Raw genomic sequence first — 20,700 nt, 5'->3', positions numbered from 1 at the left:
TCACCTTTGACCGGGAGCCGGGGCCGGCTCAGCAGAAGACGCCCGTGATGACCAGGTGCTCGGGGTCACGGATCTTGTGAGCGCCCACGCCGCCGGGCCTCCCGGCACCGCCCGTCCAGGGGTACTGCACGGCGCCCCCGCCTACGGTTTTGTAGCCGACGGCTCGACAGGGGACCCAGACCGCGTCCCAGTCCTCGAACCATGGGGTGACTTGCCCGCGGGTGAGACGGCGCTGGTGTGAGTTGCCGCATGGCCCGTTGTTGCCGTCGCACCAGCTCTTGTACGCCACGACCGCCGTGCCGCTGAGATTGGTGACGCCGCCGCAGCCGGCGAGCGACTGGGCGACGGTGGCGCAGACCGTGTCGTCGGCGTGCGCGCCGCTGGTCGTGATCAGGCCGCTGAGAAGCGTGGCGGCCACCGCCGAAGAAATGACGGCCAGACGCGCGGTTGTGGAATGCATGTGTCAAGCCCCGTTCGGAATACAGGATGCCTTTGTCGGCATCTCGCCTGGATCGTGGACGACAGCCTGACAATCGCGTCGGCAAACCCGCAACGCCTCCGCCCTCATATGGGACGTTCGGGACGGGAAAGCCTTCGTGATCTGCGAGAACATCCTCGTCCCGGGACGCGTTCACCGGGCCGATGTAGCATGCGGGCACGACCTACGGGACGGCTGGGGGCAGCTGTGGCGGACGCGCCGCGCGCAAACGAATTGAGCCGTTTTCTCCGTCAACTGAAGGAGCAGAGCGGTCACAGTTACGAGTGGATCGGGCGGAGGGTCAATGCGAGCAAATCAACGGTGCATCGATATTGTTCCGGCGAATCCGTGCCGCCGACCTTCGGACTGATCGAGCAGATCGCGAAGGCGTGCCAGGCTGACAAGACCGACCTGGCCCACTTGCATCGCCTGTGGATCCGAGCGACCACCCCCGCTGAGGAGAGCGCGGAATCGCAGGAATCCATCACCGTCCTGCTCCGGCCACCACGAGAGCGCGAGCCTGTCCGGCGCGCGGCGGCCGACGGGCGAGGCGTGGTCTGGACGAGCGCGGGGTTGGTCATCGCCTGCCTCCTGATCCTGACGGCCAGCGCGCCGGGGAACCCGGCGGGGTCGCCGGCCGGCGTCCCGCGGATAACAGGTCCGAGCTGGGTGCGTCCGCCCGCCCCGGTGCCGGCCACGCTGTTCGGCGTCACCGTCAACAGCGCCACCGGGGCCATGCCGTCCTTCCGGATCGGCGCCGTGCGGCTGTGGGACAGCGCGACCCGCTGGTCGCAGATCCAGCCAAGGCGTGGTGAGTTCGACTGGTCGACGCTCGATCGCCATGTCGAGGGTGCGCAGCGGTCGAGGCTGCCGGTGCTGTTCGTCTTCGGTGGCACGCCTGGGTGGGCCAGTCCTACGGGCCCGCCGGCCCCCTACCCCGATGGTTCCCGCGCCGCGCCCCCGGATGACCTCGCCGACTGGGAGTCGTTCGTCCGTGCCGTGGCCGGCCGTTATCGGGGCCGGATCGCGGCATACGAGCTGTGGGTGCTCGGCAATGATCACCGCTTCTACAGCGGGGACATCGGCACGCTGATCGAGATGACTCATCGCGCAGCACGGATCATCAGGAGAGCCGATCCCGAGGCCACCTTGGTGTGCCCCGGAATGGGGCGGCTGTGGAGCCGCGACGGCCGCGACGCCCTGCGCAGGTTCGCGCAGCTCGGCGGCTACGGCCACTGTGATGTGGCAAGCGTGAAGCTGCACCAGCGCATCGCGTCCGATCCTCCCGAAACCATGCTGGAGCTGGCAGATCTCGCGGACCGGACCCTGCATGAAGCGGGGGTGCACCCACGGCTCTGGAGCACCGGGACCTCCTACACACTCCCCTTGGAGCGCCCGCTGGACGCCCTCACCGCGAGGGCCTACGCGGCTCGCTACTTCCTCGTCGGCCTCTACGCGCGCGGCCTGAACGTCGAACGCATGTACTTCTACAACTGGGGCGGCACGAAGATCCCGATCGTCCTGCAGGGCGAGGGCGGCGTGCCGACCTCGGCCGCCCTGGCCGTCGAGCAGCTACAACGCTGGCTCGCTCACGCCTCCAGCCGATCGTGCGGTCATGGGGACGCCATCGGACTCCCCGCGAATGTCTGGCGGTGCGAGGTCACGGTCACCGGCGACGGCGGGACGCACGGGGCCGCGGTCATGTGGACGGTCGCGGGCACCGCCGAGATCCCGGCAAGCCGGGACACGACGACGCTGCGCCGACTCGACGGCACTTCCCACGCGGTGCGCCCAGGAGACACCATCACCGTCGGCCAGGAGCCGATCTTCGTCGAAGGCTAGAACCTCAGGCCATCGGTCTGCTGGGTCCGGTACGTGTGCGACGAGATCGGCGATCTCTCGATGAGATCGACTGCCAGGAGGAAGGTCTTACGGTCGTCCGGGTTGGTGCATGCGGGAGAACCACTCATTGACGGCGGCTCGCAACCGCTCCTGGATGTTCGTCCGCGTCACGTCCTTGGCCAGGGTTTCCGGTCCCCCCATCGCCGGGGAGGCGCGGAAGACCAGCACCACGTCCACATCCTGAGGGGCTTCGAGTCGCGTCCGGCTGGCAAAGGAACCCGTTTCCCCGCGAGCTCTCACCTCTATGGCAACCACGTTGCTTCGCCCGAGATCGTCGTTGCCGCGCAGAAGCTGGTCCACGCGCTGGTGTGACAGACCGAGCAGCGTCGCCGTCTCCCGGAGCGAGTATCCCTTCTCGGTCAAGGCACGAGCGGCGATGGTGGATCGCTCCTGCCACAGATCCTGCGCGGCGTCCAACCACGCACGCGCGCCCTTGGCCTCGCACAGCAACTCGCCTACGTCTTCAGGCAGGGCATATGTGGTCTCGATGTCGAACGTGCTCTGCTCCGCATCGAGAATCGTCGCGATGAGGTCGCGAGCCATCGACTCGATCCTGGTCAGGGTCCGTGCCTGGGTTAGTGCGTTGAGTGGAGCCGGATCGGCGCCGTCGCCGGCAGCTGTGACCCGCGCCAGCCACCAGTCGTCCTCCCGCCAGACCTGCACTTCGTAGACGGGCTTCATTTGTCCATCCATCCCTTCCCCAGGTACGGCTCGAAGGTCGCCTCGATCTCCCGCGTCACCCGAGGAGCGAGGTCGCCAGGGTGTTGCGGGATCGTCGTCCACGGATCGCAGGCACCTGTCCACCTCGGCGGCAATCTTCATTCCCTGAACCAGGGTGGCGGCGTCTAATTTAGTAGACAGATTGGCGTCTAGTTAGCTAGACATCCAGGTGCGCGCGCGTTCTACCTAAGGTGCGTCAGAGGGGGATCCACTCCTTGGACGTGGTGATCTCGTCCAGGATGGACGGGATCGGGTCCACGCCGAGGCCAGGCCTCGTCGGCACTGCCAGGTGGCCGTCCGAGAGTTCGAAGGGCTCGGTGAGGTCGGTGGCGAAGTAGCGGCGGGAGGCGGAGGTGTCGCCCGGGAGGGTGAAGCCGGGCAGGGCCGCCAGCGCCACGTTCGCCGCGCGGCCGAGGCCCGTCTCCAGCATGCCGCCGCACCACACCGCGATCCCGTTGGCCCGGCACAGGTCGTGGACGCGGCGGGCCTCCAGGTAGCCGCCCAGGCGGCCGGGCTTGATGTTGATGATGGAGCAGGAGCCGAGGGCGATCGCCGCCGCCGCGTGCTCGGCCGACTCGATGGACTCGTCCAGGCAGACGGGGGTGCGCAACCGGCGGGCGAGCGCGGCGTGCTGGACGAAGTCGTCGTTGGCCAGCGGCTGCTCGATGAGCAGCAGGTCGAAGGCGTCCAGGCGGGCCAGGTGGCGGGCGTCGGCCAGGGTGTAGGCGGCGTTGGCGTCCACCTGGAGCAGCACGTCGTCGCCGAAGCGCTCGCGGACGGCGCGGACCGGCTCGATGTCCCAGCCGGGCTCGATCTTCAGCTTGATCCGCACGTACCCCTCGGACAGGTAGCCCTCCACCGCGTCGAGCAGCCGCGGGATCGAGTCCATGATGCCCACCGAGACCCCGCACGGCACCCGGTCGCGCGACGCCCCGAGGTAGCGGCCGAACGACTCGCCCGACGCCCGCAGCTGCGCGTCCAGCACGGCCGTCTCCAGCGCGGCCTTGGCCATCCGGTGTCCCTTGACCGGTTCCATGGCCCGGCCGGCGGACTGCGCTTCCACGCTCGCGGGCAGCCTCGGCAGGAGGAAGCGGCGGATCACCTCGGCCGCGCCGTCCACGTACTCGGAGGAGTAGAGCGGCTCCGACATGGCCACGCACTCGCCCCAGCCCTCCGCGTCGGGCGTCACCACCCGCACCAGCAGCACGTCGCGGGCCGTCTCGGTGCCGAACGAGGTGCGGAACGGGGCCACCAGCGGCATCGCGACCCGGCGCAGCTCGACTCCAGTGATCTTCACGCTCTCTCCACTACGTAGTACGACTTGTCGTGAAATCCGGTTACTCTGCGTCCCTCAGCCAGCATGTCACCCAGCGTCTCCCGTACGGCATGCCGCCAGGCCTTGGCCGTGCCGGGGTCGGTGCGGCGCAGGCGCTCGACGTCCTCGGGCACGGCGACCAGGACGGTGGCGGCGTCGGCGCGGCCGGGCACCGGGCGCCCGCCGTCGCCGGCGAGCGCCACCACCGCGTCCGGCGGCACCGGCACGGGGGAGCGCGCCCCCGAGACGAGGGCCTCGACGCGCCGGTCGGTGATCGGCCAGACCGCGAGCACCCGGTCGGCCTCGTCGCCCTGGTTGATCGCGTCGTCCATGACGCCGTAGAAGGCCGGCAGGTACTCCTCGGGCCGGGCGCCCAGCTTGGCCAGATTGAAGTGGGCGTTGCGGCGCACCAGCGGGTCGAACGTCCAGGTGATCCGGCGCACCCCGCGCTCCAGCGCCCACTGCCGCTGGTGCAGCTTCAGCGCGAACCCGGTGCCGGGGGAGCCCAGCACGCCGGTGATGTGCGAGTGCAGCGTGGCGTCCGCGCCGAAGAACGCCACGGACGCGCCCACCAGCCGCTCGCCGTCGAAGGCGCCCGCCACGTAGTTGCCCGCGTGCGCCATGGCCAGCATCAGCTCGGCGGTGATCGGCCGCCCGGCCGGCTCGAAGTGCCAGATGTCCTCGAACAGCGCCATGACCTGCTCGAACTCCGCGATGCCGTGGAGCTCTCTGATGGCGTTCAAAGCTGTCGGCCCTCTCCGTGGGTCGGATGTCACCGCGACGTTATGCCACCGCACCCCCGCCGGGATTCGTCCGGGCATACCAAGACGGCGGGCTTCTTCGTCGCCCCGCCCGAGGAGCCCGCGCTGGGCGGGGTCAGCGTTCGAGGACGGGGAGGGAGGAGGGGGCCGTGGTCAGGGGGCGGGGGCCGGATTCCGTGCACGCCACGATGTCGGCCACCCGGGCGCCGAACAGGTCCGGTACGTAGATCGCCGGTTCCAGGCAGAGCACCATGCCCGCTTCCAGCGGCGTGTCGTCGTCCGCGCGCAGCCGGGGGCCCTCGTCGGAGCCCAGCCCGACGCCCCGGCCCGCCCCGGGCGCCGCGAACCGGCCGTAGCCGCTGTCGTCGACGGCCTGTGCCACGGCAGCCGCCACCGCCGCGGCCGGCACGCCCGGCCGGGCCGCCGCCATCCCGGCGTGGCGGGCCGCCACCACGACCGAGTACACGGCGTCGTAGTCCTCCGGCGGCTCGGCGACCGCGAACACCCGGGCCACCTCGGCGCAGTAACCGTCCCAGCGCGCGCTCAGCGACACCAGCAGCGCGTCCCCCGGATTGATCACCCGGTCAGATGGGGCGCTCCCCGGCGCGGCGGTGCCTGGACCGGCCGTGACCCGCACCGACAGCACCTCCTCGCACCCCGCCTCCAGCGCCAGCACGCGCAGCCGGGTCGCCATGGCCCGCTCGGTGGCGCCGAACCAGGACAGCTCAGGGGCGCAGGCCAGCACGGAGTCGGCGGCGAGTGCAGCCCGCTCGACCATCGCGACCTCGTACGGCTCCTTCCGCAGCCGCAGGGGCGCGAGCACCTGCGCGGCCGGGACCAGTTCCGCGTCGACGGCCAGCCCGAACAGCTCCCGCACCCGCATCTCGGGGTCCACCCCGACCCGCCGCACCCCCGGCGGCAGGTACGGGCGCGGGTCCGCGGTCTCGGCGGCCCCGTCCATCGTCACCACGAGGAAGCCGTCACCGCGCCCGCCGAGGAACCGGAAGTCCGGCGAGGGCCGCAGCACCAGCGCGTCGATCCCGTCCGCCGCCATCCCCGCCCGCACGGCACTCAGCCGGTCCCCTCCGGAGACCGGAGCGGACACGGCGGGGCGCGTCCGCTCCTCCCGCACGCCGCCCACCGGCCGGAGGTCCGGCGGGGGCTGGGAGGGGTCCGGCGGGGTCACGACGGCTCGTGCAGCCAGCAGGCGACCGGCCCGAACTCCGGCTCCTTGACCCGGCACACGTCCATCACCAGCGGGCACCGCGGATGGAACCGGCACCCCTGCGGCGGGTCCGCCGGGTCGGGGACGTCGCCCGGCAGCTCGGCCGGCAGCACCCCCATCCCGTCCGGCTTCGGGATCGCCCCCAGCAGGGCCTGCGTGTACGGGTGACGAGGCTCGGCCCACACCTCGGCCGTGTCGCCCACCTCGACGATCCGCCCCAGGTACATGACCGCGATCCGGTCGGCGATCAGCCGCACCACCGACAGGTCGTGGCTGATGAACAGCAGCCCCGCCCCCGAGGAGACGGCCAGGTCCCGCATGAGGGTGGCCACCTGGGACTGGGCGGAGGCGTCCAGCGCCGAGATCGGCTCGTCGCCGATGAGCAGCCGCGGCCGCGCGGCCAGCGCCCGCGCGATCGCGATCCGCTGCCGCTGCCCGCCGGAGAACTCGTGCGGGTGCCGGGAGGCGAACTCGCGCGGCAGCCCCACCCGCTCCAGCAGGTCGGCCGGACTGCTCGTGGCGTCGCCCGCCACCCGCAGCCCGTCCGCGATCTGGTCGCCGACCCGGCGGCGCGGGTTCAGCGACGCGTACGGGTCCTGGAACACCATCTGGACCCCGGTCATCGTCCTGCGGCGCAGGCCGAGCGGCGTCACCGGCGTCCCCTCGAAGCTGATCGACCCCGAGGCGGCCCGGTTCAGCCCGACCACGGCGCGGGCCAGCGTGGACTTGCCGCAGCCGGACTCGCCGACCAGGCCCACCACCTCGCCCGCGCGCACCTCCAGGCTCGCCCCGGCGACCGCCCTGACCACGGGCCGGCCGGGGGTGCGGTGCTCGACGACCAGGTCGTCGATCTTCAGCAGGCTACTCATGAGACCTCCGCGTCGGGCAGCGACGCCAGCAGCGTGCGAGTGTACGGGTGATCCGGCTCGCGCAGCACCCGGGAGCGCGGCCCGGTCTCCACGACCAGGCCGTCCTTCATCACGCTCACCTCGTCCGCGACCGCCGACATGACGCCGAGGTCGTGCGTGACCAGCAGCACCGCCAGGCCCAGCTCGTCGCAGAGCCCGCGCAGCAGCCGCAGCACGCCCGCCTGCACGGTCACGTCCAGCGCGGTCGTCGGCTCGTCGGCGATGAGCACCTTGGGGGAGCAGGCCAGCGCCACCGCGATCGCGATGCGCTGCCGCATGCCGCCGGAGAACTGGTGCGGATAGCGCCGGTACGCCTCCTCCGCGCCGGGGATGCGGACCTTGCGCAGCAGCTCGACGGCCCGGTTCCGGGCCTCGGCCCTGCCGAGGCCGAGGTGGTGGCGCATGTGCTCGGTGAGCTGCCTGCCGACGGTCAGCATCGGGTGCAGGCTGGTGGCCGGGTCCTGGAAGACCATGGCGACCTCGCCGCCGCGCACCTTGTTCAGCTCCTTGGGCGGCAGCGTGAGCAGCTCGCGCCCCTCCAGCGCGATGCCGCCGGTGACGCGGGAGCCGTGCGGCAGCAGGCCGAGCACGGCCAGCCCGGTCATGGTCTTGCCCGAGCCGCTCTCGCCGGCCAGGCCGTGCACCCGGCCGGGCTCCAGCGTCAGGTCCACGCCGCGCAGGATGTCCTTCCCGCCGATCGTCACCTTCAGGTCAGTGATCGCCAGCGTCACAGCGCACGCTCCTTGATCGCGCGAGCGGTCCGGGGGTCGAGGGCGTCGCGGAGGGTGTCGCCGAGGAAGTTGAACGCGAGCACCACGGTCAGGATCGCCAGGCCCGGGAAGGTGGCGACCCACCAGCTGTCGAACACCTCGACGCCCGACGACACCATCGCCCCCCACTCGGGCGACGGCGGCTTGGCGCCCAGCCCCAGGAACGACAGGCCGGACAGCAGCAGCAGCGCGGTGCCGATGTCGAGCGTGGCCAGCACCAGGATGGGGCCGGTCACGTTCGGCAGCACGTCCACGCGGAGCGAGCGCCACGCGGAGAAGCCGAGCAGCCGCCCGCTCAGCACGAACTCCCGCTCCCGCACGCCCAGCACCAGCCCGCGGGTGACGCGCGCGTACGCGGGCCAGGCCACGACCAGCACGGCCAGCACCGCGTTGGTGAGGCTGGCGCCGAGCGCCGCGGCCACCACCATGGCCAGGATCACCGTCGGGAACGCGAACACCAGGTCCGCCAGCCGCATGATCGTCTCGTCCACCCATCGGCCGAAATATCCGGCGCAGGCGCCGAGGAGACCGCCGATCAGCAACGACAGCGCCACCAGCGCCAGGGTCAGCGGGATCGACACCCGCGCCCCGTGCATGACCCGCGACAGGATGTCGCGCCCGAGCTGGTCCGTGCCGAACCAGTGATCGGGCCCCGGCGGCGCCAGCCGCGGCAGCTCCTGGGCGAGCGGGTCGTGCGGCGCCAGCCAGGGCGCCGCCACCGCGATCACCAGCCAGGCCACCGCGATCACCACGCCGGACACGGCGAGCGGCTGCCGCCAGGCCTGCGGCAGCCGGCCCAGCAGCCCCTTGCGGGCCAGGGGATCCCGCCTCATCGCAACCTCACTCGGGGGTCGATCACGCCGTACAGGACGTCCACGATCAGGTTGATGACCAGGTACACCACGCCCACCACCAGGCCGACGCCCATCACCGCGGGCAGGTCGAGCGTGGTGGCGCTCTTGTAGGCGTACTGGCCGATGCCCGGCCAGGCGAAGATCGCCTCCACCAGGACAGTGCCGGACAGCAGGCTGCCGAACGCCAGGCCCGCCACCGTGATGACCGGCACCAGCGCCGAGCGCAGCACGTACCGGAACAGGATCACCCGTCCCGGCAGGCCCTTGGCGCGGGCGGCGCGCACGTAGTCCTGGCCGAGCACCTCCAGCACCGCCGAGCGGGTGAACCGGGTCAGCAGCCCGATCGTGTAGAGCGCCAGCACCAGGGCCGGCGTGATCAGGTGGCCGACGGCGGAGCCGAACACGTCCCACTGGCCGGCCAGCAGCGCGTCCACCGTGTGCAGCCCGGTCACCGGGGGCGGCGCGCCGAGCGCCGGATCCACCCGGCCGCTGCCCGGGGTGATCTGCAGCCGGTAGAAGAACACGTAGAACGCCACCAGCGCCAGCCAGAACGTCGGCACCGAGATGCCGATCAGGCTCAGCAGCCGCAGCAGGTGGTCGGAGAGCCGGTCGCGACGCAGCGCGGCGATCACGCCGAAGGCCACGCCGAGCACCAGCGAGATGAGGATGGCCGCGCCCGCCAGCTCCAGCGTGGCCGGCACCGCCTCCGCCAGGTCCTGGCTGACGGGCCGGTGGCTCTGCTGGCTGTCGCCCAGGTCACCCTGGACCAGCCCCTGCAAGTACAGGCCGTACTGCTCCCACGGCGGCTTGTCCAGCCCGTGCTCGGCCCGCCACTGGGCGACGATCTCCGGGTCGTTCATGGCCCGCTGGCCCAGGTTCGCCGCCACGGGGTCGCCCGGTACGAGGTTCGTCAGCACGAACGTCACCAGGGTGACCCCCCACGCGAGGAGGATGGCCATCAGCACCCGGCGGATCAGGAACCGGGCCAGCGGCGGCAGCGCCGGCCGCCGGGGGCGCGGCGGGGTGACCGCCGCGCCCTTCTCCACGCTCGCGGGCACTTCTACTGCACGCCCAGGTCGGCGACGTCGACCTGCCACACCGGGTGGTACTCGATGCCGGTGACCGAGGTGGCCGCGACGATGTTCTGGCTCGGCTGGATGAGCGGGACGAACGGCCCGGACTCGTTCAGCTTGCGCTGCACCTCCTGGTAGGCCTGCGTGCGGGCGTCGTCGCCGATCGCGGTCGCCGCCTTCTCGCCGAGCTCCTCCAGCTCCTTGTTCGCGCCGGCCTTCCACCCGGCGCGCTCGCCGACGAGCTGGCCGGGCAGGAACGCCAGGTAGACGTTCGGGTCGGGGTAGTCAGGGCCCCAGTACCACAGGCCCATCTCCTCCTTGCCGTTGCGGTAGTTGTCCAGCGCCGTCGTCACCGGGGCGGGCTGGAGGTCCACCGTGATGCCGACCTCCTTGAGGTTGGCCTGCACGCGCTCGGCCAGCGGCTGGAAGGACAGGCCGTTCACGGTCAGCTCGGTCGGGTACTCCAGCTTGACCGTCGGGTTGGACAGCCCGCTCTCGGCCAGCGCCGCCTTGGCGCCCTCCACGTCGCGCTGGACCGCCTCGCCCTCGGGCAGCGCGCCCAGGATCTGGGACGGGATCACGCCCGGCGCCCTGGCCGCGCCCTCGCCGGCCAGCTCCAGCAGGCCCGAGTAGTCGACGCCCTTGCGGACGGCCTCGACGAACTTGGCGTTCGTCGTCACGTCACTGATCTCGGAGTCCTGGTTGGCCAGCAGGAAGAAGACGTTCGCCGAGGCGGTCTTCTTGACCTGCAGCGTGTCCGGCATGTTCGCCACCTGGTCGCCGGACAGGTTCAGCGCCAGCTGGCTGTCGCCGCGCTGCACGTTGAGCTTCTGCGTCGCCGACTCGACGTTGCGGATGACGACCTTCTCGTACGCGGGCTTGTCGCCGTGGTACTGCGGGTTCGCCTTCAGCACGACCTGGCTGCTGACGTTGAACGTCTCGATCTCGTACGGGCCGGAGCCCGCCGAGTTGGCGTTGAGGTACTGCTCGGCCTTGTCCTGGGCGTCGGCGGTGCCGCCGTTCTCCTTGACCACGTCGCTGTTGAGGATGCCGAGCGCGGGGTTCGGCAGGATGTACGGCAGGGCGGCGTTGGCCTTCTCCGACGTCATCGTGACCGTCGTGTCGTCGGTCTTCTCGACCTCCACGCCGTCGAGCAGGAACGACGGGCTACCCTTCATGTCACGGACCCGGGTGAGCGAGAAGACCACGTCGTCGGCCGTGATCGGGGAGCCGTCGGCGAACGTGGCCCCCTGCTTGAGCTTGAGCGTCAGCACCTTGCCGTCGTCGGACAGCTCGTAGGACTCGGCGAGGGCGGGGACGGGCTTGGTCACGTCCGACCCGTCGAACGTGAGCAACGTCTCGTACGTGGCCTTGCCCACGATGAGGCCGGTCGGCTCGTACGTGCGTCCGGGGTCGGCCGTCTTCAGGTCGAAGGACGTGTCGATGACGAGGGTCTTGCCGCCGCTCTGCGCGGCGGGGGCCTGTGCGCCGCCGCTTCCGCAGGCGGCGAGGGCGAGCGCACCGGCGAGCAGCACTGCCGCCGTCTGCGAGCGGGTCGCCATGTAGGTCCTCCAAGTGGACGGTTCGAACGGGAACGCCCAGGATTGTCCGTCAATCTGTCCAGGTTCTGTGCGGTCACTGAGACGGATATAAATGAGTGCGAGGTAACAATGACTGAAATTTCCAGAAATGGTGGTACCGGGGGCACGCACCCTGGACGGATCGGCATCGGTCTGGACCTGGACTCCACCCATATGAAGATCCTTGAGGTCCTCCGCGAGAACGGCAGGATCTCGGTCGCGTCCCTGGCGGAGCGGGTCGGCATCTCCCGGGCGAACGCCTACACCCGCTTCGAGGCGCTGCGCGCGGAGGGCGCCATCAAGGGCTTCACCGCCGAGGTGGACCCGGTCAAGGCCGGACTGGGCATCACCGCGCTCATCTTCGTGACCGTCCGGCAGCAGATGTGGAAGCAGTTCAGGGCCGAGCTGGCGCGCATGCCGGAGGTCGAGTACTGCGCGATCACCACCGGGCAGCACGACGCGATGATCCTGGTCAGGGTGGCGGACGTGGCCGAGGTGCACGCCATGGTGACCGACCGGCTGGCCAACATCCCCGCGGTCAAGGCCACCGAGACCGTGTTCATCCTGGACGAGGTGCTCAAGCGGCCCTACGTGCTGCCGAGCGACCGCGAGCGGGCCCGCCCCTCCCGGCGGCCCGCCCCCGAGACGCCGGGGGACGTGCCGCTGGGCAAGATGCGCTTCGTGCAGGCCGCCGAGGGCAGGGCGGCGCTGCGCAAGGACACCTGACGGTCAGGCGACGACCTCGGTGCACACGCTCACGTGCGGCGTGTCGTCACCGGCGAACATGAACTCCTCCACCAGGCGCAGCCTGCCGTCCGACTCGTTCTCCACCCGGCTGTCGCTGCGTCCCGCCGCGGTGCCGCCCGCCACCAGCGCGTGCACGTACGAGATCGAGACCCGCTCGCCCTCCCGGGTGCCGACGAAGCGGCCGAGGGTCACCGTGTCGCCGGTGTAGCTGCCCCACACCAGGCCGTCCTCCTCCCAGTACTCGAACTCGGTGGGGCTGTCGGGGTCCACCTTGCTCGCGGTCGAGCTCACCATCACGAATTTGCGGCCGTTGAGTAGGTTCACGCGCTCCATCGTGGAGGCTGTGCGCCCGCGGCCGGGAACCGGCTGGACGGATGGCGCGGCGGTGACCGGCTGGGCGGCGATCCGTCCAGCCGGGCCCGGCGAATCCTTGGCTATTCCGATCACATCGCTTACTGTGTTGGTCAAATCACCGTCGGTAACGAGGAGATCGTCATGGTGGCGTACGTGTTCTCGGTCATGGCGGCGGTTGCCCTGGTGGGGGCCGCCGCCTTCACGTTCCGGCTGGCGGGCAAGGGGAGTGACGACCGCGGCGCCGACGGGCCGTCTGCCGGGCACGCGGGGGCCATGCTGTCGGCGCTGTTCCTGCTGGTCTTCGCGATCGCCGTGATCGTCCCCTGGACCACCGCCGACTCGGCGAGACAGAACACCCAGGTCGAGAGCCGCGCCGTGGTCGACGCCTACTGGGCCGCCGCCGGGCTGCCGTCCGTCATGGTGGAGCCGATCCGCACCGGGTTGCGGGAGTACGCGACCTTCGTCGTGGAGGACGAGTGGCCGCGGATGGCCCGGGGTGAGCTCGACCCGATGGGCGGCGTCAGGCTCGACGAGCTGCGTTCCCGGATCATCGAGCTGACCTCGGACGACGACGACGAGCGGGAGGCCAGGACCACCACGCTCGGCCACCTCTCGGCCATCGGCGCGGCCCGCGCCCAGCGTGCCGCGGACGCCGCCGCCACCCCGCCGGCGGGGCTCCTGTCCCTCACGGTCCTGACAGGGCTGGCGGTGATCTTCTTCCCGTTCCTCGCGGGGGCCCGGCCGCGCGGGATCACGTTGCTGCCGCTGGCGGCGATGGCCGCCCTCCTGGGCTTCGGCACGTATCTGACCTGGGACATCGCCCGCGCCTTCGACGGCCCCCTGGCCGTCGGCCCGGAGGCCTTCACGGCGGCGCTGAACGAGTTCGCCCGCATCGCCGGAGGCGTCTGACATGCCACGTCCCCTGGCCCCCCTGCTGGTGGCGATCACCCTGCTGACCTTGTCCGCCTGCCTGCCCGCCGAACCGGCGGCGCGCGGCAGCGGCCCCGCCCCACCGCTCGTTCGCCCCGTCGCGCCCTCGGATCTCCAGCCCGTGCGTGTCAGCCGTGTCGAGGGCGCGTCGTATCGCGCCGGGCGTTGGTCCGTGACGGGCGTGCGTGCCGATCACGGCCCTCCGGACCCCGCCGAGCTGGGGGAGCGCGCGGAACGGCTGGCCAGGAACCTGTCCCGGCCGAGGTCCCGGCCGCCGGAGTCCCGGTTGTCGAAGCCCCGGCTGGCCGAGCCCCGGGTATTGAAACCCCGGGTGTCGAAACCCCGGGTCGAGCCGCCCGGGGTCTCCGTCGGGGAGGGCCGGGTGCCGGGGAAGCGGCGGCCGGGGCCGCTGGTGTCGGTGCCTGACGTGCGGGTGTACGGAGACGCGGTGTGTGTCGAGACCCCGCGCTCCCACGTCCACATCGGCAGATGCCGCGCCACCCCCGCCCCGGAGAGCACCTGGCGCGCCTCCCAGGTGTCGCCGCCCGTCGTGACCCCCACCCCGACCCCCACGAAGGCCGAGCCCACCCCCACCTCCAACCTGAGGATCGTGGCCGCCCGCCCCGACCCACCAGGACGGCCCAACCCCCTCGCCACCGTCCTGCTGATGGCGGTGCTGACCACCGTGATCGCCTCAGCCACCGCCGTCGCCTTCGGCGCCGTCAAATAACCACCCACAACCGGCCTGACCGCCGGTCGCCCTCGACACAGGCAAAGGAGCCGGCCCGCCGGCATCAGACGTCCACTGCCCGCCCGGCCGGGTGAACCCCGCGCTGATCCAAGCCGGGCAAGCTCCGCCCGACTACCCGATCAGGTGAGTGCCGCTCGCTGGTCCAGGCCGGGTGGGTGTCCCGGTCGGGTGGGTGCTGTCCCGCCCTCAGTCACTCACCCCGACCACCCCGGTCGGGTGAGTGCCGCTCGGTGATTGCGGGTCAGCTGGTCGGTGCGTGGTCGTTTCGGTGGTGGGTCGCAAGGGGTGGCGTGATCGTTGCCAGGAAGGGCAGCAGGGCCTCGGCGGTCTGGTCGGGCATCTCGGCGTGCGGGTAGTGGCCCGCGCCGTCGATCACGCGTACGGTGGCCGGTCCGCCGAGCTTGGCCGCGGTGCGGGCGGCGTCGCCGGCGGGGTCGGGGAAGTCGGCGTCCTTACCACCCATCACCAGCAGGGACGGCTGGGTGACCTCGGCGTACCGGTTCGCCACCCCGGCCAGGGAGAGCGCGATCTGCGCGCGCAGCGGGACCATGCCGCCGGGCGCGCGCAGGGCCGCCTTCAGCTCCGACAGGTACGCGTCGAAGTCGTCCGGCCGGGCCGAGGGGTAGCTCGTACGCAGGAACATCCCCCAAAGCCCGGCGTTCCTGCCGACGAGCCAGGACGCCGCCCGCATCCACGCCTTGACCTTCGTCTCACCGGAGAACGTGCCGATGAGCCCGAGGCCGGAGACGGACTCCGGCGACTCGGCCGCCGCCCAGACCGCGGACGAGCAGCCGATCGAGTGGCCGATGACCGTCGCCGGGCCGCCCAACCGGCGGATGAGGGCGAGCACGTCGGAGCCGATCGCGTCCACCCCGTACCCGGGCCAGCCGGTGCCGGAGGCGCCGTAGCCGCGCACGTCCATGGCCGCGACCCGATGGCCGGCCAGCCGGGGGATCAGGTGGCGGAAGGTGCGGTGGGTGTCGCCCATGCCGTGGACCAGCACCACCAGCGGGCCCTCGCCGCTGACCCGGTATGCGATCCGGCCGCCGGGAACGTCCAGCGATTCCATAGTTCACCGCTCCAATCAGAGAGCACCGATCTCCATTGAGTGCAGTGAACCACGCGCCTGGCGTGAAGGCAAGGGCTCAGACGCTGGAACGGCGCCCGGTCAGCTGGAGGCTCTGGCCCCGTTCCAGGTAGACCACGCGATCGTCCAGGCCGCAGCTCAGCATGTGCTGCTTGAAGTCGCTCAATGGCGAGGCGAACGCCGCGTAGTCGTCGAAGTGGACCGGCACCACGGTGGTGGGATCGACGAGGTCGACGTAGCGGGAGCCCTGCTCGCCGTCCATCGTGACCGTCATCAGGCCGAGCAGCTTCGTGCCGCCCAGGTGCACGACCGCCACGTCGACGTCGGGGAAGCGGATCGGGATCGACTCCAGCCGCCGGTCCATCAGCGTGTCGCCGCTGATGAGCAGCCGCAGGTCGGGCAGCCCTTCCGAGTCGCAGAACTCCAGCATGCTCCCCATGACGGGAGGCAGCAGCGTCTCGGCGGAGCCGGGCGCGTGGCGGGCCGGCAGCGCGGTGATCGTCACCGACCCGCCGGGGCCGCGCAGCTCGTGCTGCTGCCAGATGGACAGGCCCGTCGTCCGCTTGAACCCCTGGCGGCCCAGCCGCCGCGCCGCGTGCCGGGTCGTCACGATCTCCGTGTCCCGGTCCAGGCCCTTGCGGGTCACCCGGTCCCAGTGGTCGCCGTGCATGTGCGACAGCACCACCGCGTCCAGCGGCGGCAGCTCGTCGATCCGCAGCGCGGGCTCGGTCAGGCGCTTGGTCGTCAGCCCGTAGCCGAGGTAGGCGCGCTGGCCGCGGTGCAGGAAGTTCGGGTCGGTGAGCAGGTTGAAACCGTTGTAGCGGATGAGCGTGGTGGCGTTCCCGATGAACAGCAGGCTCCCCCGGCCGGTGGCGGGCATGGCGTCCTCATCTCCTGCGGGTGGAACGGTCGGGCAGGACTTTTGTCCCTTTTCGTCCAGTAAATGACCCCATGCCACCGATTGCTGACGCCAAACCCGCCCGTACGGTTCAGCCAGGGGCGATGCCGCTGAGGCACGTCGCCACCAGGCGGTCGGTGAAGCCGGGCGGGACCCGGATCTCGCCGGCCGGGGTGCCGGTGAACAGGTGCGGCAGGATGAGCTCGTGGCAGGCCCCGACCACCATGGTCGCCGCGGCCTCGGCGTCGGCCCGCGCGGCGACCTTGCCCGCCGCCTGCCCCGCCCGCAGATAACGCGTCAGCGCCCCCCGCAAACCGTCCGGCCCCTCGGCGTGCGTCTGGAGGAGGCCGGGACCGCCGCCGAGTTCGGCGAAGCGGGCCAGGACGCCCGGCTGGGCCAGGAGGCCGGCGAAGGCGGGCAGGATCGCCAGGTGCAGCGCTACCCCGTAGTCGACGTACGCCCGCAGACCGGTCTCCAGGTCACCCTCGCCGGAGCCGTCCGGCAGGGCGGGGAGGCCGCGCTCCACCGTCCGGACGTGCGCCAGCAGCGCCCGCGCGATCAGCTCCTCCTTGTCGGCGAAGTGGTTGTACAGCACCCCGTCGGCGACCCCCGCCTCCTTGGCGATGGCCCGCACGGTCAGCCCCGCCGCGCCGTGCCGGGCGATCAGCCGCTCGGCCGTCGCGATGAGGTGCGCGGGCAACGACTCACTGCCGGGGACGGCTGCCGCTTTACGAGGGCTCATGCCCGTACGCCCGATATCAGGTTGGCGTAGCCGCGCAGCCGTACCGCGCCCGCCCGCTCGTACGGGCGCAGGGCCGGCGCGAGGGCGGCCGTGGCGCGCTCGGCGGAGGCGGGATCGGCGAGGGAGAGCCGGTAGCGGATCGGCCCCCACCCGGCGAGGAACGCGGCCGCGTCCTCCGTGTCGCGCCCCCACACCTGGTCGGCCTCCACCGGGGTCACCTCCACATCGGTGAAGCCCGCGGCGGTGAACACCTCCTGGACGCGGGCGGGGTCGGCGAGCGAGGCGGGGGAGGTGCCGTCGGGCGACTCGGGCGGCGGCGGCAGGTGGGCCGCCATGGCGCCGAGCACCGTGACCAGCTCCGGTATGTCGCGCAGGCTGAGGAACGCCACCCGCCCGCCGGGCACCAGTGCGCTCCCGATGTTGCGGAAGGCGGCCACCGGATCGGCGAAGAACATGATGCCGAACCGGCTGACCGCCAGGTCGTAAGCGCCTTCGCCGAAGTCGTGCACCTGGGCGTCGCCCTGGGTGAAGGTCACGTTGCCGACCCCCTCGGCGGCGGCCAGCTCACGGGCCTTGGCGAGCATGGGCGCCGACAGGTCGAGCCCGGTCGCCTCCCGGCCCCGCCGCGCCGCCAGCCTGGTGAGCTGGCCGGCGCCGCACCCGACGTCGAGCACCCGGTCGCCGTCGCGCACGAAGCGCAGGAGGTGCTCGTTGTAGACGCCGTTCATGGCGTCGTAGCGGTCGTGGTGGCCGGCCCAGTGGGCGCCCTCGTAGCCGTTCCACGCCTCGGCCTGGTGAGTGTTGACGATCGTCATACCAACTCCTGGATGAACATGCGTTCATGAACGTGTATTCATGATGTTAGCATGCCCGCATGGCGATCTCCGCACATCCCGTGACAGAACCCGTCGCCCACCACGGCGAGGGCCCCGCGTGGCACCCGCGCTGGGGCGGCCTGCGCTGGGTGGACATGCTGGCCGGCGACCTGCTCGCGCTCGACGCGCAGGGGCGCGTGCGGCGCAGGCACGCCGGATCGCTGGCCGCCGTCATCAGGCCGCGCGCGGGCGGCGGGTTCCTCGTCGCCGCCGAACGCGAGCTGCTGCTCGCCGACGCCGACGACCTCCACGCGCCGCTCCGCTCGCTGGGCGAGGCGTGGCAACGGGTCGCTGACCGTGGTGCTGTCCGGGGTGGGCATCTCCAACGGCCTCGACTTCAGCCCTTCCGGAGACCGCGCGTACTACGCCGACACCCTGACCGGCCGGGTGGACGTCCTCGACTACGGCCGTGAGCACGGGCTCACCGCGCGCCGCCCGTTCGTCACCGTGGACCGGGGCAAACCCGACGGGCTGACCGTCGACGCCGAGGGCGGCGTGTGGGTGGCGCTCTTCGACGGCGGCGCCGTGCACCGCTACGCCCCCGACGGCACCCTCGACGCGGTGGTCGAGCTGCCGGTGCGGAAGGTCACCGCGGTGACGTTCGGCGGCGACGGCCTGGACCGCCTGTTCATCACCACCTCCGCGGTCGGCGTCGACCGCGCGGAGCAGCCCCTCGCGGGCGCCCTGTTCACGGCCGATCCGGGAGTACGGGGCCGTCCCGTCCTGGAGACGGCCCTCTGACCTCCTCCGTCACTCCACGGCGGACAGCGCCTCCAACTGCTCGGTGCGCGTCCGTTCGAGATCGGCGGCCATGGCCAGGGCTCGCGGGTCCGCGCCCGAGTCCCGCTCGCCGCGGGTCACCTTGACCGACTGGTCCAGGTGCGCGCGCACGCTCTCCAGGAACAGCCGGTCGAACGCCTTGCCCCGGGCCCCGCGCAGGGCGTCGAGCCGGGCCGCCGTCACCATGCCGGGCATGTCGTGCCCCTCGTGCGCGTTCACGTCCGGCAGGCCCGCCGCGGCGCGCAGCTCGCGCAGCCGGTCCAGCTCGTCGCGGTGCGCCCCGGCCAGCGACGCCGCCAGTTCCCGCACCTCCGGCGTGGAACCGCGCCGGGCGCCCAGGTCCAGCATCGGGAGCGCGCGCCCGGCCATCGGGATCATGAGCTGCAGCCACGCGGCGTCGGTGCCGTTGAACCCGCTCGCCGACGCCACGGGGGTGGGCGGGGGAGGGTGTCCCGCGCGCTCGCCCGTGCCGCACGAGGTGATCAGGAAGGCGGCGAGCAGGGCCGCGCACGCCGGGGGACACCGCATGGACTCTCCTGACGACGACGGGCGTGAGAGCGCTCTCTCAGCGTAGACGACCAGCGGGGAAGAGCCGGCTCGCGCGGATGGTTGGCATGGACATGGACGAGGTAGACGTGGTGGTGATCGGCGCCGGGCAGGCGGGGCTGTCCAGCGCCTACTTCCTGCGCCGGTTCGGCCACGACCCGCTGGTCCTGGACGCGGACGACGGGCCCGGCGGCGCGTGGCGGCACCGCTCGCCCACGCTCACCATGGACAAGGTCCACGGCGTCTTCGACCTGCCCGGTGTCCGGCGCGACCCGGCCCGCGACGGCGACGACCGGCCCGCCGCATCCGTCGTGCCCGCCTACTACGCCGCCTACGAGCGGGAGCTCGGCCTGGACGTGCGCCGCCCCGCCAAGGTCACCGCCGTCGAGCCGGGCCCCGCCGACCGCCTCCTGATCACCGCCCGCCTCGGCGCCGCCGTGACCGCCGCCACCGATGCGGCGTCGTCCGCTGCCGAGGCGAGCCCGTCCTCCCGCACTGGTGCGGCGTCCGCCGACGGCGACGCGGGCCCATCCTCTAGCACGTCGGTCGATGCCGACGCGGGCTCGTCCTCCCGCGCTGGGTCGACGTCGTCCGGGTCCTCTCGTACGGGGGAGGTCGTCGCAGGGTGGGCCGCGCGGGCTGTGGTCAACGCCACCGGCACGTGGACGCGCCCGTACTGGCCCTACTATCCGGGCGCGGCGGATTTCCGCGGCCGGCAGCTGCACTACGTCTCCTATCGCGGGCCCGCCGAGTTCGCCGGGCTGCGGGTGGTCGTGGTGGGCGGCGGCCACTCGGCCGCGCACGTGCTGGCGGAGCTGGCGGGGGTCGCACGGGAGACGTTCTGGGTGACGCGCCGGCCGCCCGACCTGCGGGGCGACGACTTCGGCGAGCAGGCCAGGCGCGAGGCGGTGGCCCAGGTCGAGGCCCGGGTCCGCGCCGGCCTGCCGCCGCGGAGCGTGGTCAGCGTGACCGGCCTCGGCGCCACCCCCGTCGTCCGGCAGGCGCTGGAGGCGGGCGCGCTGCGCCGGTGGCCGATGTTCGAGCGGATCACCCCCGGCGGCGTGGTCTGGCCCGGCGGACGGTACGAGGAAGCCGACGTGATCGTCTGGGCCACCGGCTTCCGGTCGGCGCTGGACCACCTGGCGCCGCTCCGGCTGAGGGAGCCCGGCGGCGGCATCAAGGTCGACGGTACCCGCGCGGTCCGGGAGCCTCGCCTGCACCTGGTCGGATACGGGCCCTCCGCGAGCACGATCGGCGCCAACCGGGCCGGCCGGGAGGTGGCCCGCGCCGTCGACCGGCTCCTCACCAGAGCCGCCGCCTGAGCACCACATCCGATGCGGATAAATCATGATTGGCCACAGGTGAGCGAAAGATCCCCTACTATTTTGCCTCGATAGTGGGCGC

The 20,700-nt window shown here is 72.1% G+C and carries 23 protein-coding genes; 7 read left to right on the top strand and 16 right to left on the bottom strand.

Annotated features, from left to right (window positions below):
- Positions 1-28: 28 nt before the first annotated feature.
- Positions 29-460 (bottom strand): hypothetical protein, encoded by a 432-nt coding sequence (locus tag FR742_RS18345; protein WP_148032070.1) that lies wholly within the window; start codon positions 458-460, stop codon positions 29-31.
- 225 nt (positions 461-685) lie between these two features.
- Here FR742_RS18345 and FR742_RS18340 point away from each other — a divergent pair, with 225 nt between their 5' ends.
- Positions 686-2,320, top strand: coding sequence for a helix-turn-helix domain-containing protein (locus tag FR742_RS18340; RefSeq protein ID WP_222708968.1), 1,635 nt, complete (start codon positions 686-688; stop codon positions 2,318-2,320).
- An 87-nt stretch (positions 2,321-2,407) separates the two neighbouring features.
- On the opposite strand, the gene FR742_RS18335 is transcribed toward FR742_RS18340, so the two are convergent.
- From FR742_RS18335 to FR742_RS18295, 9 genes are all read right to left on the bottom strand, one after another.
- Positions 2,408-3,061, bottom strand: coding sequence for a hypothetical protein (locus tag FR742_RS18335; protein ID WP_148032068.1), 654 nt, complete (start codon positions 3,059-3,061; stop codon positions 2,408-2,410).
- 235 nt (positions 3,062-3,296) lie between these two features.
- On the bottom strand, positions 3,297-4,397 hold the full coding sequence (menC, locus tag FR742_RS18330; RefSeq protein WP_148032067.1) for an o-succinylbenzoate synthase: 1,101 nt from the start codon (positions 4,395-4,397) through the stop codon (positions 3,297-3,299).
- Positions 4,394-5,158: a GNAT family N-acetyltransferase gene (locus FR742_RS18325; RefSeq protein WP_148032066.1), complete on the bottom strand. Its 765-nt coding sequence runs from the start codon at positions 5,156-5,158 to the stop codon at positions 4,394-4,396. Before FR742_RS18325 ends, menC begins: the two co-directional genes overlap by 4 nt.
- 133 nt (positions 5,159-5,291) lie before the next feature.
- Positions 5,292-6,362 carry a Xaa-Pro peptidase family protein gene (locus FR742_RS18320; protein ID WP_261808606.1) on the bottom strand — a complete coding sequence of 357 codons (1,071 nt, stop codon included), beginning with the start codon at positions 6,360-6,362 and terminating at the stop codon, positions 5,292-5,294.
- Positions 6,359-7,270: an ABC transporter ATP-binding protein gene (locus FR742_RS18315; RefSeq protein ID WP_148032065.1), complete on the bottom strand. Its 912-nt coding sequence runs from the start codon at positions 7,268-7,270 to the stop codon at positions 6,359-6,361. The genes FR742_RS18320 and FR742_RS18315 overlap by 4 nt, the downstream gene beginning before the upstream one ends.
- Positions 7,267-8,040: an ABC transporter ATP-binding protein gene (locus tag FR742_RS18310; protein WP_148032064.1), complete on the bottom strand. Its 774-nt coding sequence runs from the start codon at positions 8,038-8,040 to the stop codon at positions 7,267-7,269. Before FR742_RS18310 ends, FR742_RS18315 begins: the two co-directional genes overlap by 4 nt.
- Positions 8,037-8,912: an ABC transporter permease gene (locus tag FR742_RS18305; protein ID WP_148032063.1), complete on the bottom strand. Its 876-nt coding sequence runs from the start codon at positions 8,910-8,912 to the stop codon at positions 8,037-8,039. The genes FR742_RS18310 and FR742_RS18305 overlap by 4 nt, the downstream gene beginning before the upstream one ends.
- Positions 8,909-9,991, bottom strand: coding sequence for an ABC transporter permease (locus FR742_RS18300; RefSeq protein WP_261808605.1), 1,083 nt, complete (start codon positions 9,989-9,991; stop codon positions 8,909-8,911). The genes FR742_RS18305 and FR742_RS18300 overlap by 4 nt, the downstream gene beginning before the upstream one ends.
- 2 nt (positions 9,992-9,993) lie before the next feature.
- The gene (locus FR742_RS18295; RefSeq protein WP_148032062.1) at positions 9,994-11,568 is read right to left on the bottom strand and encodes an ABC transporter substrate-binding protein; all 1,575 of its coding nucleotides are present in this window, start codon (positions 11,566-11,568) and stop codon (positions 9,994-9,996) included.
- Positions 11,569-11,676: 108 nt separating this feature from the next.
- Between FR742_RS18295 and FR742_RS18290 the strand changes: the two genes are divergently transcribed.
- Positions 11,677-12,312 carry an Lrp/AsnC family transcriptional regulator gene (locus FR742_RS18290; RefSeq protein ID WP_148032061.1) on the top strand — a complete coding sequence of 212 codons (636 nt, stop codon included), beginning with the start codon at positions 11,677-11,679 and terminating at the stop codon, positions 12,310-12,312.
- Positions 12,313-12,315: 3 nt separating this feature from the next.
- On the opposite strand, the gene FR742_RS18285 is transcribed toward FR742_RS18290, so the two are convergent.
- A complete protein-coding gene (locus tag FR742_RS18285) occupies positions 12,316-12,657 on the bottom strand; it encodes a hypothetical protein (RefSeq protein WP_261808604.1) in 342 nt (113 codons plus the stop codon).
- A 171-nt stretch (positions 12,658-12,828) separates the two neighbouring features.
- Between FR742_RS18285 and FR742_RS18280 the strand changes: the two genes are divergently transcribed.
- Together FR742_RS18280 and FR742_RS18275 are read left to right on the top strand one after the other, a co-directional pair.
- Entirely contained in the window at positions 12,829-13,596 is a 768-nt protein-coding gene (locus FR742_RS18280; RefSeq protein WP_148032060.1) for a DUF4239 domain-containing protein, read from the top strand.
- A 1-nt stretch (position 13,597) separates the two neighbouring features.
- Positions 13,598-14,347, top strand: coding sequence for a hypothetical protein (locus FR742_RS18275; RefSeq protein WP_148032059.1), 750 nt, complete (start codon positions 13,598-13,600; stop codon positions 14,345-14,347).
- Between the two features lie 262 nt (positions 14,348-14,609).
- Here the strand turns inward: FR742_RS18275 and FR742_RS18270 are convergent, their stop codons facing one another.
- The 4 genes from FR742_RS18270 to FR742_RS18255 form a co-directional block, all read right to left on the bottom strand.
- Positions 14,610-15,437: an alpha/beta fold hydrolase gene (locus FR742_RS18270; RefSeq protein WP_222708967.1), complete on the bottom strand. Its 828-nt coding sequence runs from the start codon at positions 15,435-15,437 to the stop codon at positions 14,610-14,612.
- A gap of 76 nt (positions 15,438-15,513) precedes the next feature.
- Complete coding sequence (locus FR742_RS18265) at positions 15,514-16,335, bottom strand: MBL fold metallo-hydrolase (protein ID WP_148032058.1); 822 nt, start codon at positions 16,333-16,335, stop codon at positions 15,514-15,516.
- Positions 16,336-16,444: 109 nt separating this feature from the next.
- Positions 16,445-17,095: a TetR/AcrR family transcriptional regulator gene (locus FR742_RS18260; RefSeq protein ID WP_148032057.1), complete on the bottom strand. Its 651-nt coding sequence runs from the start codon at positions 17,093-17,095 to the stop codon at positions 16,445-16,447.
- Complete coding sequence (locus FR742_RS18255) at positions 17,092-17,910, bottom strand: class I SAM-dependent methyltransferase (protein WP_148032056.1); 819 nt, start codon at positions 17,908-17,910, stop codon at positions 17,092-17,094. Before FR742_RS18255 ends, FR742_RS18260 begins: the two co-directional genes overlap by 4 nt.
- Positions 17,911-17,969: 59 nt before the next feature.
- Between FR742_RS18255 and FR742_RS46575 the strand changes: the two genes are divergently transcribed.
- Both FR742_RS46575 and FR742_RS45865 read left to right on the top strand, forming a co-directional pair.
- Complete coding sequence (locus FR742_RS46575; RefSeq protein ID WP_396989320.1) at positions 17,970-18,383, top strand: SMP-30/gluconolactonase/LRE family protein; 414 nt, start codon at positions 17,970-17,972, stop codon at positions 18,381-18,383.
- The gene (locus tag FR742_RS45865) at positions 18,283-18,711 is read left to right on the top strand and encodes an SMP-30/gluconolactonase/LRE family protein (RefSeq protein WP_261808602.1); all 429 of its coding nucleotides are present in this window, start codon (positions 18,283-18,285) and stop codon (positions 18,709-18,711) included. The genes FR742_RS46575 and FR742_RS45865 overlap by 101 nt, the downstream gene beginning before the upstream one ends.
- 9 nt (positions 18,712-18,720) lie before the next feature.
- On the opposite strand, the gene FR742_RS18245 is transcribed toward FR742_RS45865, so the two are convergent.
- Positions 18,721-19,278 carry a DUF305 domain-containing protein gene (locus tag FR742_RS18245; RefSeq protein WP_148032055.1) on the bottom strand — a complete coding sequence of 186 codons (558 nt, stop codon included), beginning with the start codon at positions 19,276-19,278 and terminating at the stop codon, positions 18,721-18,723.
- Between the two features lie 92 nt (positions 19,279-19,370).
- On the opposite strand from FR742_RS18245, the gene FR742_RS18240 reads away from it, so the two are divergent.
- Positions 19,371-20,618 carry an FAD-dependent oxidoreductase gene (locus FR742_RS18240; protein WP_148032054.1) on the top strand — a complete coding sequence of 416 codons (1,248 nt, stop codon included), beginning with the start codon at positions 19,371-19,373 and terminating at the stop codon, positions 20,616-20,618.
- The last annotated feature ends 82 nt before the right edge of the window (positions 20,619-20,700 follow it).

Origin of the sequence: Nonomuraea sp. C10 (assembly GCF_008017515.1) — a bacterium.
Lineage (GTDB): Bacteria > Actinomycetota > Actinomycetes > Streptosporangiales > Streptosporangiaceae > Nonomuraea > Nonomuraea ferruginea.
The sequence above is the reverse complement of the archived record's forward strand: the minus strand, read 5'-3'. Positions and strand labels throughout refer to the sequence as shown.

Excerpts from the sequence above, each read along its gene's own strand:
- FR742_RS18270 (WP_222708967.1), bottom strand. The coding sequence starts at position 15,437 with ATGGAATCGCTGGACGTTCCCGGCGGCCGGATCGCATACCGGGTCAGC.
- FR742_RS18295 (WP_148032062.1), bottom strand. The coding sequence starts at position 11,568 with ATGGCGACCCGCTCGCAGACGGCGGCAGTGCTGCTCGCCGGTGCGCTC.
- FR742_RS18305 (WP_148032063.1), bottom strand. The coding sequence starts at position 8,912 with ATGAGGCGGGATCCCCTGGCCCGCAAGGGGCTGCTGGGCCGGCTGCCG.
- FR742_RS18315 (WP_148032065.1), bottom strand. The coding sequence starts at position 7,270 with ATGAGTAGCCTGCTGAAGATCGACGACCTGGTCGTCGAGCACCGCACC.
- FR742_RS18335 (WP_148032068.1), bottom strand. The coding sequence starts at position 3,061 with ATGAAGCCCGTCTACGAAGTGCAGGTCTGGCGGGAGGACGACTGGTGG.
- FR742_RS18265 (WP_148032058.1), bottom strand. The coding sequence starts at position 16,335 with ATGCCCGCCACCGGCCGGGGGAGCCTGCTGTTCATCGGGAACGCCACC.
- FR742_RS18280 (WP_148032060.1), top strand. The coding sequence starts at position 12,829 with ATGGTGGCGTACGTGTTCTCGGTCATGGCGGCGGTTGCCCTGGTGGGG.
- FR742_RS18275 (WP_148032059.1), top strand. The coding sequence starts at position 13,598 with ATGCCACGTCCCCTGGCCCCCCTGCTGGTGGCGATCACCCTGCTGACC.
- FR742_RS18245 (WP_148032055.1), bottom strand. The coding sequence starts at position 19,278 with ATGCGGTGTCCCCCGGCGTGCGCGGCCCTGCTCGCCGCCTTCCTGATC.
- FR742_RS18240 (WP_148032054.1), top strand. The coding sequence starts at position 19,371 with ATGGACGAGGTAGACGTGGTGGTGATCGGCGCCGGGCAGGCGGGGCTG.
- FR742_RS18260 (WP_148032057.1), bottom strand. The coding sequence starts at position 17,095 with ATGAGCCCTCGTAAAGCGGCAGCCGTCCCCGGCAGTGAGTCGTTGCCC.
- FR742_RS18255 (WP_148032056.1), bottom strand. The coding sequence starts at position 17,910 with ATGACGATCGTCAACACTCACCAGGCCGAGGCGTGGAACGGCTACGAG.
- FR742_RS18345 (WP_148032070.1), bottom strand. The coding sequence starts at position 460 with ATGCATTCCACAACCGCGCGTCTGGCCGTCATTTCTTCGGCGGTGGCC.
- FR742_RS18290 (WP_148032061.1), top strand. The coding sequence starts at position 11,677 with ATGACTGAAATTTCCAGAAATGGTGGTACCGGGGGCACGCACCCTGGA.
- FR742_RS46575 (WP_396989320.1), top strand. The coding sequence starts at position 17,970 with ATGGCGATCTCCGCACATCCCGTGACAGAACCCGTCGCCCACCACGGC.